Source organism: Pseudonocardia yunnanensis (assembly GCF_039534065.1).
Taxonomy (GTDB): Bacteria; Actinomycetota; Actinomycetes; order Mycobacteriales; family Pseudonocardiaceae; genus Pseudonocardia; species Pseudonocardia yunnanensis.
Window position 1 is genome coordinate 1 of sequence record NZ_BAAAUS010000042.1, and the last position, 10,454, is coordinate 10,454.

Here is a 10,454-nt window from a genome sequence, read left to right on the forward strand (position 1 = left end):
GACGCTGGCGCTACCTGATCGACAACGCCCTCGGGACAGCAGTACGACAACCCGCCTGACACGTGTGCCCTCGGCAGCCCTGGGCGATCAACCCGCCCGTCAGCATGGCGCCGACAATTACCGCCACATCGTGAAACTGCCCGTATCGCGGAAAATCAGGTTTCCACACTCAACCCTCACGCGAACGGGCCGCCGGCTGCGGTAATACCACCACGCTTCACGTGGTCGAAAATTCGGACCTGCTCACCCGAATTCTCCGAGAGGCGACAGAAGACGATCCGGCAATGCCGGTGTTCTGGCCATGATCGTCGATTTCGTCCATGGTCAGACCGAGTCAGACACTGTTCCCGGTGTTCGCGCTCCCGTTGCGGCTCGACGCGCGGAGGGCGAGCCGGTGGTGACCCGAGGTTGTCGCACCTCGAGGCGGACGGCGTCGTGATTCGTCGCACGCGCGACGCTCTCATGGCCATCCCGTTGTCGGGCCGACGATTTAGGATCACGCGACACAAATGAACCGGCTCGCGAATCGGCCTCTAGTGGAATCGACATTCACGGACCGTTGTGGTGCTGAATGATAAACAGTGTTGCCATGTCGCGTCGATCTTGTGAGGATGAGGTGTCTTGAGCACAGCAAATCCGGGTTGCGGTTATGATTTCGTTGTCGTGGGCGGCGGGAGTGCCGGTTGCGTGATCGGTTCTCGATTGTCGGAGAACGACGACGTCAGCGTGCTTCTTGTCGAAGCCGGAGGGCGTGATCAGTTGTCGGCCATGGCGAGCCCGGCTGGTTGGCTCGCCCTGCTGGGCAGCTCCGCCGACTGGTGTACCCCGTCCACCGAGCAGGCCTTTCTGGGCTCATCGATCGTCCTGCCGCGCGGACACGCCCTGGGGGGTTCATCGGCCATCAACGGGCTGAACTTCCTGCGCGGCCATCGCTCGAGCTACGACCGGTGGGCGGCGATGGGGGCGACGGGGTGGGAGTTCGACGACCTCCGGCCCTACTTCCGGCGCAGCGAACGCGCGGTGGGGCGGGATCCGGCCGTCCGCGGCACGGACGGGCCGATGGTCGTGTCACCACCACCCGAGCCGCATCCGCTGATCAGCGCGTGCCTCGACGCGGCCGTCGACGTGGGGTGTCCAGCGGCGACGGACGTGAGCAGCGGCCTGGAGGAAGGTGTCGGGCGCTGCGACAACACGATCGTCGACGGGGTGCGGCAGAGCGTGGCCGATGCCTACCTGCGCCCCGTGCTGAACCGGCCGAACCTGGACGTGGTCACCGGCGCCGCGGTGCACCGGCTGCGGTTCGACGGTCATCGTTGTACCGGGGTCGAGTACTCGCTTGACGGCGCGGTGATCTTCGCGGAGTGCTCGCGGGAGGTGGTGCTCACCGCGGGGACGATCGGGTCGGCGCAGTTGTTGCTGCTCTCCGGTGTCGGGCAGGCGGATCACCTGCGCGACGTCGGCGTAGAGGTCGTGCACGACCTTCCCGGGGTCGGAGCCAACTTCCACGACCATCCGGCGGCGATGGTGAACTACAGCGCCTCCCGCCCGGTGCCGCTGATGCCGGGCAACCCCCCGGGCGAGGCAATGGGACTGGTGCGCAGCGACCCCGCTCTGGGCGACGCAGACCTGCAGGTGCTCTTCTTCAGCCAGCCCCTCCATCCGGCCGTCCGCACCGACCTGGCTCAGGGGTACTCAATCATGTTCAGCGTGATGAGTCCGCGCAGCCGAGGGTCGGTGCGGCTGGCGAGCGCCGATCCCGAGGCCGTGCCGCTCGTTGACCCGAACTATCTCGGTGACGACCGCGACGTCGAGACGATGACGGCGGGCCTGCGCCTCGCCAGGGAGATCGGGTGTGCCGAGGCGCTCGCCCCCTGGCGGGGCGAGGAGGCACCCGCGGTGCCGGACCCCGACGACCCGGCCGCCGTCCGGGCGTACCTGCAAGGAAGCCTGATGCCCTACTTCCACTACGCGGGCACCTGCCGGATCGGGATCGACGACATGGCCGTGGTCGACCCGGAGTTGCGAGTGCGTGGGCTCGACGGGCTCCGGGTCGCCGACGCGTCCGTGATGCCGTCGGTCGTCTCCGCGAACACCAACGCCACGGTCTGCGCGATCGCGGAACGGGCGGCCGCTCTCATCGCCGGGTGACGCTGCAGGCTCAGGTGAAGGCCGCGACGAGCGCGTGTAGGCAGACCTCTCCCCCCGGGGGTGACGAGCAGCTGACCGAGCTGGACTAAACGGTCGAAGGAAAACGTGGTCCGGCTCCCGTCCGTCTGCGACGCCTATCGATCATCTCGAGTGTGGGGCGATAGCAGGCGGGATGGGTGTCTGGGCGGGCAGAGAGGCGGGGTGACGCGCTGCGGGCGCTGGCTGCTCTGGTTTATGCAGGTGACTGGGGTTGGGTGCGCGGCCACCGGGATGCCTCGCGCGCTGACTGCAGGACGCTCGGGCGATGTGGTGCGCGCCACTTGTTGCCCTCCTGCGGCCGCCTGCTTCATGCCATAGCCTGGAACAGGTAGTCCAGTTACAGTGTCGATTTGCTCCAAGAAAGCCGCATCCCGCCCTGCGTAGACCGATGGAGCGCTGAGTCGTGCCGGCGGGGGAGTCGTGGACGGTCGCGAGCCCGGCCGGAAACGCCAGGTGGAGTCAGCGCCGCAGAGAGTCCAGAGAGGAATTCACGTGACAGACGACCGACTCGCTGCGCTCACCGCGGCGGGTGTTTCGATCTGGCTCGATGACCTGTCGCGTGATCGCCTGGTCAGCGGCGATCTGCGGCGACTCATCGACGACAAGCACGTCGTCGGCGTTACCACCAACCCGACCATCTTCGCGGCTGCGCTCGCGCACCGAGGGGTCTATACGTCGCAGATCCGGAAGCTCGCGCGGTGCGGGGCGACGGTCGGAGACGCTGTTCGAAAGCTCCTGGTCGTGGATGTCCAACAGGCCTGCGAGTTGTTCCACGGCGTCTGGGAGGCGAGCAACGGTGTTGACGGGCGGGTGTCGCTCGAGGTCAACCCCGATCTGGCCGACGACAGCGAAGCGACCGTCGTCGAGGCTGTGAGCCTCATGCGAGCGGTCGGCCGCCCGAATCTCTACGTGAAGATTCCTGCGACCAGGGCAAGCCTGCCGGCCATCACGGAAGCTCTCGCGCTTGGCATCGACGTCAACGTCACGCTCATCTTCTCGGTGGAGCGGTACCGGGAGGTCATGGCGGCCTACCTCGACGGCCTCGAGCGGGCACTCGACGACGGCGTGCCTCTGTCCGCAGTCCACTCGGTCGCGAGCTTCTTCGTCTCCCGTGTCGACGTAGAGGTGGACAAACGCCTCGAAGAGATCGGATCGGACGAAGCCCTCGCGTTGCGGGGCATGGCCGGTATCGCGAACTCGAGACTTGCGTATCAAGCGTTCCGGGAGACGTTTGCCGGTCCGCGCTGGGAGCGCCTCGCGGCAAAGGGCGCTCGCGTTCAGCGGCCGCTCTGGGCCTCGACGGGCGTGAAGAATCCTGCCTACCCGGACACGATGTATGTCACCGAGCTCGCGGTGTCCGGATCTGTGAACACGATGCCAGAGGCAACGCTGAACGCTTTCGCCGATCACGGCTCACTGCGCAGAGCAAATAATGGTGACGCCGTCACCGGTCTTGCCTCGGAGGCCCGTGAGGTGATCGACGCGATAGCTGCCGCGGGCGTCGATCTCTCAGAAGTCTTCACGGTCCTGGAACGTGACGGCGTTGATCGGTTCGCCCGCTCCTGGGCGGAGCTGCACGAGACCGTTCGGCGGTCCATGGAAGCGGCCGAGTAGAGGCTCGCCGTGGCTGGCGCAGGTGGGTGCGCAAAGCCGGACGAGATTGGGGCCACAGCGTGTCAGTACGAACCGTGAATGTGGAGGAGGTCCACCGATGACCGCAGCTCAGGACGCAACGGATCGCGTCTCGCCGTCGAGCCAGCCGTGGCTGCATCAGCACGGGGGAGGGGAGATCCAGAAGTTCGGGACCGTGAAGCAGTTCCCCGTCGGATTGTCCTATGACGCGCGCATGTACGCGGGCGAAATGCTCAACCGGACATTGGCGGACACTCAGATTCTTTACGCTCTTTACAAGAAGAGTCACTGGAATGTCCGAGGTGCGACCTTCTACCAGCTCCACCTCCTGCTCGACAAGCACGCTGACGAACAACTCGCTCTCGTCGACGCGATCGCCGAACGCATCCAGAGCCTGGGTGCCGTAGCGGTGGGCGATCCGCGCCACGCGGCGGAGCTCAGCAGCATTCCGCGACCGCCGGATGGTGTCGAGCAGGTTCCGGCGATGCTCTCCCGGCTGCTCGACGCGCATGAACGCATCTTGATCGACGCCCACAAGGCGGCTGCCAAGAGCGCGGAGCTTGGCGACGACGGAACCAACGACTTGCTCGTCTCGCAGGTCATCCGGACCGGAGAGCTGCAATGCTGGTTTCTGGCCGAGCATCTGGTCGACACGCCTCTCGTGCGCATCTGACGGTCGAACTGCGCTGGTTCCGTCCGCAGTGTGCTTCGTGCCCACGGGGATCCTGCGGCTTGCATGCGGATCGGCGGACCTCGGACATGAAGTGGGGATCGCCTGTGAGGCCGCGGCCCTGCTCTACGCGCGTTCGTTGGACGAGATGCTCGAGCTCGCCGACCGGGTGGCCATGTTCCACGACGGGCGGCTCGCCGGCCCGTTCCCGCGCGTCGAGGTGGATCGGGAGCGGATCGGCGCACTGATGGCGGGAGACCGCGACCGTGATGGCCGACAGGAGGAGATCGGATGAGGACGACACTGGTCGCCGACCACGTCCTGCTCCCCGACCGGGTGCTGAGCCCGGGCGTGGTGCGCATCGATGACGGCACGATCACGGCGGCAGATCCGATCGGTCCCGCCGGACCACCGGCCGGGCCGGACACGATCCGCCTCGACGGCCGCATCCTCATGCCTGGCCTGGTCAACTCACACACCCACACCCCGATGTCGCTGCTGAAGGGCGTCGCGGAGGGCTGGTCACTGCTCACCAAGGAGGGCTGGCTGAACCGCGTGCGGGCGCTGGAGGCCGGGCTGAAGCCGTCCGCGATCCCTGGCGCGGTCGCGGTCTCGTGCGCGGAGATGATCGCGTCCGGCACCACCACCTTCGCCGACCAGTACCTCTTCGCGGAGGAGATCGTGCCGACCGTCGTCCGCAGCGGCCTGCGGGCGGCCGTGGCGTACGGCATCGTCGAGCTGGGCGACGACGCCGCACGCGAGCGGGAGCTCGCCGCGTGCAGCGACTTCCTCGAACGCACGACGGGAACGGGACCGCTGGTGCGGGGTTGGGTCGGTCCGCACGCCTTCTTCGTCGACAACTCCGAGCAGGCGATCGAAGCGGAACTGGCGCTCGCCGACGCCCACGGCGCCGGTCTGCATGCCCACTTCGCCACCAGCGGCGAGGAGGACGCGTGGTGCCGGGAGACCGTCGGCACCACTGCGCTGGTGCGGATGAAAGCGCTCGGGCTGCTCGACAGGCGGGTCCTGCTGGCCCACGGTTGCACCGTCCTCCCGGAGGACCTGCCGCTGCTGGCAGACACGGACGTCTCCCTGGTGTTCGCGCCCAACGTCTGCATGGCGAGCGGAGCGTCTCCGCCGCCGTTCCGGGAGGCCCTCGACCAGGGGGTCACGGTCGCGCTCGGCACGGACAACGTGTGCAACAACGGCAGCTACGACATGTTCGCCGAGATGCGTGCGATGGGCAGGCTGGCGTCGTTCGTCAGCCGTGTCCCCGACGCCGTCCCGGCGCGCACCCTTCTCGCGATGGCGACCACAGCGGGGCATCGCGCCCTGGGCACCGGACCGGCCGCGGGGACGATCGTCCCCGGCGCGCCCGCCGACCTCATCGCGGTGGCGACGGCGGATTTGTGCCGGGGACCGGTGCGGATGCAGTCACTGGAGTCCGCGCTGGTCTACGGCGGGAGCGGGCATGCCGCCGTCGACTCGATGGTGGACGGGCGATGGCTGATGCGCGAGCACACGTTGCTGACGCTCGATGCCTCGTCCTCGTACGAGCTGCGTGACGAGGACGCCGAGACGCTGCTCGCCGCGGCGCGGGCGCGGGCCGCGGCGACCTGACGTGCGCGGGGCGCACCGTCCGAGCCGTCGTCCTGCGCCGTTCACGGGCCGGCTCGACAGCACGACGACGGAACTCGGGAGGGTGAGGGGCCGGCACCACGGCATTCTCTTGGTGGCCGTGGCCACCTCAGGCCGGCGGCGGCTTGTCATCGGTACTCGGGGTTGGGATTGTCGAAGTCGAATCGGCGACCTCGGTCCCACTCCGACCGTCGGTTGCCATATGCAGGGATACCCTCGGCGCTCTTGATCATGTGCGCCAGGTGCATGAGGTTCCACGTCATGAACGCGGTGTTGCGATTGGTGAAGTCGTTCTGCGGCCCGCCCGACCCCGGATCGAGATAAGACGGGCCAGGGCCGATGGCCCCGATCCAGCCAGCATCGGCCTGCGGTGGGATTGTGTACCCTATGTGTTGCAGGCTGTACAGCGCGTTCATCGCACAGTGCTTGACGCCGTCCTCGTTGCCCGTGATGAGACAGCCGCCTACTCGACCGTAGTAGGCGTACTGCCCGGCGTCGTTCAGCAGGTGTGAGCACGCATAGAGCCGCTCGATGATCTTCTTCATTTCGGAAGAGTTATCGCCGAGCCAGATCGGACCGCACAACACGAGAATCTCGGCAGCAAGGACCTTGTCGTAGAGGGCAGGCCACTCGTCGGTCGTCCAACCGTGTTCAGTCATGTCGGGATAGACCCCGACGGCGATGTCGTGGTCGATAGTCCGTATGACTTCCACGTCCACGCCCTCCCGCTTCATCAGGTCGGCGCTGAGCCGGATCAGGCCCTCCGTGTTGCTCGGTTCTGGAGACCGCTTGAGGGTTCCGTTGAAGAACAAAGCTCGGAGACCATCGAAACGAAGATCCATCTGAATTCCTTCGAAGCGAGTGAGGCCGTTCGTTCGACCTCGCTGGACAGGTCCTTGATGCAAGCGATCGCCGAGACGGTGAAGATGTGCTTGACCCAGTAGCGCGGCGGACGCCTGGCTCCAAGGATGTCACCGCTCCGAGGCACTCCCGTCCCTTCCCTGGTCGCCGTCGAGCAATGCTTTGGCTGTCGCAGCGTCGTCGGAGACCACGCTGATGGCCCCATGAAGCACCGTCCTCACCTGGACGTGCGGGATGACCGCGGCGCCTGACGCGTCCGCGAACACGTAGTCGCCTGGCCGAACGGCAACGCCGTTCACCACTACGGGCCGGTTCGCCTCGAACGGAGTGACGACGTCACCGCCCCAGTGGACAGCCTCACCTCGGCAGTACGCAGCAAAGCCGTACGTTGAGAGTTCCGCGAAGTCGCGTAGCCGCGCGTCGGTCAGCACGCCGGCCAAATTGTGATGGGCCAGTCGGCTCAGCTTGGTACCTCCCGCCATTGAGGCATCGGGGTGACCGTTGCTCGCCAACACCAGCACGCTGCCCATGCCACCATCGGACACCGCTTCGTCGAACAACTTGCCGAAGTTATAGCGATCAGGTGGCAGTGCTACTTCGCAGGACGGAAAGTACGAGATCGTTACCGCCGGGCCGAAGAGCAATCTCCCCGGCGTCGGGCTCACCAGGTCTACAAGGTGACATCGGTGCCGGTGCAGCCGTCCCATGGCGTCGACGATGTCAGCGGTACTGACCTGGTGGGCAAGGACGCCCAACTCCGGATCTTCGGTCGTCATCGGACCTCCCTGCCCCCGCGAGAGCCACACCTCATCGCATGACTTTGGAAGCGGCCCGGGCTCGAGCGGTGCGCGGTCCATTGCTCAAATCGTCGACCTGAATCCCATCGGGATCGACGGGCTGGAGTCGGGTTCGTCATGCTCTAGGTGTGGGTTTGCCGTCGCGGCGAACGATCAACACTTGCGATTGGTGGCCGACGGTGTTGCCGGTCGGTCTTCCCCGGTTGTAGATGCATCCCCAGCCTGATCGCATCCGTACCCACCCTAGTACTTCAGCTGGTTGCGTCCAGTGGTTCGGTAGTCTCGACCGTGGCGGTCGGACTTGTCGCCGCGGACGGACTCGCCTCGGTCGGCGGAGGGATGCAGGGCGCCGACCTGCCGCCTCCCATGTAACCGGGGAAGCCGGGCTCACCGATAACGGCCGTCGAAGCTCGATCCCCGGTTGGGCTCGGTGAACCGCACGCCCGCGATCCGGCCTTCCTCGACGATCCAATGCAGGTCGTAGCAGGCACGATAGCTGGGAGGTCAGAAGGAGCAGAAGCGGCCGTCATCGATGTACCAATTGCCTTGTGTCGCCCGGCCCTGCTCGACATAGGTGGTAGCGCCGCTGGATTCGAAGACCTGGGTCGAGCCATCGTTGTAGACGAAGGCGTGCGCCGTAACCGCGGTGGGGGTGTACCCCTCGATCACAGGGTCGCCATCCACGACATGAATGTTCTTGAGCATGTCGACCATCAGTTCCTCCTTCGGAACATATTCAGCCTGGTAGGACGGGACGCAGCGTCGAGGTCCGAGGCGGCGCGAGCGACGTGCTGATCGGCGAGAACTCCTTCGACAGGACTATCCGTGTCTCTTGGATGGGTGTTGCTTCCGACTCTGGTCCGATGTGGTGCGCACTGGTCCGCGGGTCTCACCCACTGATTGATCGGGTAGCAGCATCGTCGTTTCAGGCGCGTCTGCGTCCTCAGACCGATTCGGGTTCGTCGTCATCGGCGACGATGTGTACTGCGGCCTCTTCGGCGGAGGCTGCGCCGCCATCGCGAGCGATGTCCACTGCGTAGAGGTAGGCGTAGTCGTCGATCTCCCCCGTGGGTTCGACGTCGATCAACCTCCCTGAGCGGGCCGTGCCGGCTTCGTTGTCGTACGGCTCGCCGTCGGTGTCCGAGGCGTCGCCCAGCCCGTCCCCGTCGGGGATCATGATGTCGGGCAGCTCGCGTGCCAGGCGGCCGTTGAGGCTTTCGTGTTCGGCCGCTTCCCTCGCGGTGAGGCCGTAGTCGTTGAGCTCCCATGGACGGTCCGGAGGGGAGTAGCCCTCGTCCAGTACGTCTAGGACCCCGCGGTCGTCGAGGCTGTCCTCTGGCTGAAGGAGCCCGGAGTCGATGTCGACGCCGTCGGTCCCGTCATTGTCATCTGTGGACATGTCAATCTCCCTGGTAGCGCTGCTCGAGCCAGGGGTCTCCCCGGTCGTGGTATCCGTTGCGCTCCCAGAAGCCGGACTGGTCCTGGGCCAGCAGCGTCAGCCGGACAACCATTTTCCGCTTTGCCAGAAGTACAGGTGGGGCACGAGCAGCCGGGCCGGTCCTCCGTGGATCTCCTCCAGAGGCGTTCCGTTCACGTTCCGAACCACTCATGCCCTGCGGTTCGGGGGGTCGAGCTAATTCGGACCGCGCGCGTGGAGGGTGGGACCGGTCTGATCAGGGTTGCGGAATGATCGCGTCAAGTGGCAAGGACGCCGACGCGAGGACCGTCCGAAGCACTGTTAGCTACGCCATGCGCTCGTCGGTCGCGGTGATGCGGCGATCGTCGATCGTCGATCATGCGGATCAGTGAGGATCCGGTGACTACCGCGTCGGTGCAGGAATTCGTTGGCTCGCCTTGGCCGCGAGTTCCTCGTCGTCGACCATTGTGATCATCTCGACTCCAGGAGTACACAGCATGACCACGACGAAGCGGCTCGTCCTGTCGTCGAGCAGGTTTGCGGCCGTGTAGTGGATGACGTCGCCACCCGGTTCCCAGAAAGCCTCTCCGGCCTTGATCGGATACGGTGCTTCTCCCTCGAGCTCGAAGAGCATCTCGCCCTCGAGCATGTAGCCGAATACGGGGCCGGAGTGACGATGCGGACCCAGGCCCGGGTCGCCCGGGGGCAGCTCGAGGAGGCGGACCATCGCGGAGGAACCCTGCGCGATGAACGGCGGCACGACCTCCAGCAGATCTTCCTGGCTCATGTTGGTAGAAGTAGGCATTTCATCTCCTTTGTCATGCCTCTCGCCTTCGGCGAGCATGTTTCGCTCCGCAGGTGCCGAGCGTGTCCGGACACGTCGTCGAATCGGCTGGTCAGAGGATCGTTCATCCGGTCATGGCCGGACGACCAGCACGGTCTTTCCTGGGTGAGGTCTGCGGAGAGTGCCGCTCTCGTAGGCGGCTCGGCCCTCGGCCAGGGGAAACGTTGTGGCGACGCCGACTTTCAGCTTGCCGTTGTCGATCATGTCGGCCAGTCGGGCCAGACGGTCCCGCTCCGCTGTGACGATGAAGAACAGGGCGGTGACGCCATACTTTTCGGCCAGCTCCTCCGAGGGAGGCTCCTGGAGGGTGATCAGGCGCCCGCCACGACGCAGCGCCGCGAACAAGGCTTCCGGCACCTCCCGGCCGACGGCGTCGATCACGACGTCGAACACGCCCGTCTCCGCGTC

11 protein-coding genes and 1 pseudogene are annotated in these 10,454 nt (G+C 66.1%); 5 read left to right on the plus strand and 7 right to left on the minus strand.

What is annotated here, in order from left to right; all coding sequences use genetic code 11:
• Positions 1 to 621 precede the first annotated feature (621 nt).
• The 5 genes from ABD743_RS33380 (at position 622) to ABD743_RS33400 (ending at position 6,109) form a co-directional block, all read left to right on the plus strand.
• On the plus strand, positions 622 to 2,148 hold the full coding sequence (locus ABD743_RS33380) for a GMC family oxidoreductase (RefSeq protein WP_344726959.1): 1,527 nt from the start codon (positions 622 to 624) through the stop codon (positions 2,146 to 2,148).
• 531 nt (positions 2,149 to 2,679) lie between these two features.
• On the plus strand, positions 2,680 to 3,801 hold the full coding sequence (gene tal / locus ABD743_RS33385) for a transaldolase (protein WP_344726961.1): 1,122 nt from the start codon (positions 2,680 to 2,682) through the stop codon (positions 3,799 to 3,801).
• Between the two features lie 97 nt (positions 3,802 to 3,898).
• Positions 3,899 to 4,492 carry a Dps family protein gene (locus ABD743_RS33390; protein WP_344726963.1) on the plus strand — a complete coding sequence of 198 codons (594 nt, stop codon included), beginning with the start codon at positions 3,899 to 3,901 and terminating at the stop codon, positions 4,490 to 4,492.
• A 37-nt stretch (positions 4,493 to 4,529) separates the two neighbouring features.
• Entirely contained in the window at positions 4,530 to 4,784 is a 255-nt protein-coding gene (locus ABD743_RS33395; RefSeq protein ID WP_344726965.1) for a hypothetical protein, read from the plus strand.
• On the plus strand, positions 4,781 to 6,109 hold the full coding sequence (locus tag ABD743_RS33400; protein ID WP_344726967.1) for an amidohydrolase family protein: 1,329 nt from the start codon (positions 4,781 to 4,783) through the stop codon (positions 6,107 to 6,109). The genes ABD743_RS33395 and ABD743_RS33400 overlap by 4 nt, the downstream gene beginning before the upstream one ends.
• Positions 6,110 to 6,255: 146 nt before the next feature.
• Here the strand turns inward: ABD743_RS33400 and ABD743_RS33405 are convergent, their stop codons facing one another.
• The 7 genes and pseudogenes from ABD743_RS33405 to ABD743_RS33435 all read right to left on the minus strand — a co-directional run.
• A complete protein-coding gene (locus tag ABD743_RS33405; protein ID WP_344726969.1) occupies positions 6,256 to 6,969 on the minus strand; it encodes a flavodoxin family protein in 714 nt (237 codons plus the stop codon).
• Between the two features lie 129 nt (positions 6,970 to 7,098).
• Complete coding sequence (locus ABD743_RS33410; RefSeq protein WP_344726971.1) at positions 7,099 to 7,764, minus strand: RraA family protein; 666 nt, start codon at positions 7,762 to 7,764, stop codon at positions 7,099 to 7,101.
• Between the two features lie 525 nt (positions 7,765 to 8,289).
• Complete coding sequence (locus tag ABD743_RS33415; protein ID WP_344726973.1) at positions 8,290 to 8,499, minus strand: hypothetical protein; 210 nt, start codon at positions 8,497 to 8,499, stop codon at positions 8,290 to 8,292.
• A 229-nt stretch (positions 8,500 to 8,728) separates the two neighbouring features.
• A complete protein-coding gene (locus ABD743_RS33420; protein ID WP_344726975.1) occupies positions 8,729 to 9,184 on the minus strand; it encodes a DUF5709 domain-containing protein in 456 nt (151 codons plus the stop codon).
• A 1-nt stretch (position 9,185) separates the two neighbouring features.
• Positions 9,186 to 9,373, minus strand: a pseudogene (locus ABD743_RS33425) (molybdopterin-dependent oxidoreductase); the annotation flags it as partial.
• A 232-nt stretch (positions 9,374 to 9,605) separates the two neighbouring features.
• Positions 9,606 to 10,046, minus strand: coding sequence for a cupin domain-containing protein (locus tag ABD743_RS33430; RefSeq protein ID WP_344726977.1), 441 nt, complete (start codon positions 10,044 to 10,046; stop codon positions 9,606 to 9,608).
• 72 nt (positions 10,047 to 10,118) lie between these two features.
• A partial coding sequence (locus tag ABD743_RS33435) for a zinc-binding dehydrogenase (RefSeq protein WP_344726979.1) occupies positions 10,119 to 10,454 on the minus strand: 336 nt, incomplete at its 5' end.

What these genes read in the sequence shown, in the direction of transcription:
- ABD743_RS33400 (WP_344726967.1), top strand. Translation starts at nt 4,781, where the DNA reads ATGAGGACGACACTGGTCGCCGACCACGTCCTGCTCCCCGACCGGGTG.
- ABD743_RS33390 (WP_344726963.1), top strand. Translation starts at nt 3,899, where the DNA reads ATGACCGCAGCTCAGGACGCAACGGATCGCGTCTCGCCGTCGAGCCAG.
- ABD743_RS33410 (WP_344726971.1), bottom strand. Translation starts at nt 7,764, where the DNA reads ATGACGACCGAAGATCCGGAGTTGGGCGTCCTTGCCCACCAGGTCAGT.
- ABD743_RS33415 (WP_344726973.1), bottom strand. Translation starts at nt 8,499, where the DNA reads ATGGTCGACATGCTCAAGAACATTCATGTCGTGGATGGCGACCCTGTG.
- ABD743_RS33430 (WP_344726977.1), bottom strand. Translation starts at nt 10,046, where the DNA reads ATGCTCGCCGAAGGCGAGAGGCATGACAAAGGAGATGAAATGCCTACT.
- ABD743_RS33405 (WP_344726969.1), bottom strand. Translation starts at nt 6,969, where the DNA reads ATGGATCTTCGTTTCGATGGTCTCCGAGCTTTGTTCTTCAACGGAACC.
- ABD743_RS33420 (WP_344726975.1), bottom strand. Translation starts at nt 9,184, where the DNA reads ATGTCCACAGATGACAATGACGGGACCGACGGCGTCGACATCGACTCC.